General features: G+C 35.0%; 1 pseudogene. It reads right to left on the bottom strand.

Annotation, left to right across the window (positions count from 1 at the left end):
* Positions 1 to 300 (bottom strand): annotated as a pseudogene (locus tag AYC59_RS01540) (YadA-like family protein); the annotation flags it as partial.

Raw genomic sequence — 300 nt, 5'->3', positions numbered from 1 at the left:
CCTTATATACTACATTTCCTACTTCATTTAAACCCGATAGTCTCAGTGCAAAGGCATGTTCTCCGTTATAGTAACCATATGAACCTGCTATGTTGTGTCTTCTATCATCTAATGTACTTATTTGTGGTAAGTTTGCCATTGCTACAGCATTAGCTACCCCACTATTTGCTGCTACTCCTTTTGCTATATCACTTTTTACTTTATCTGTTAGATCTACACTAACTTCATTTCCTTTTGCTTCCGTCTTAATGTAATCTGTTCCTTTAATTGAAAACTTAAGTCCTCCATTTTTGTTTAGAC

Source organism: Pseudostreptobacillus hongkongensis, from assembly GCF_001559795.1.
GTDB classification, from domain to species: Bacteria; Fusobacteriota; Fusobacteriia; order Fusobacteriales; family Leptotrichiaceae; genus Pseudostreptobacillus; species Pseudostreptobacillus hongkongensis.
This window is presented reverse-complemented; position numbering and strand designations above follow the sequence as displayed.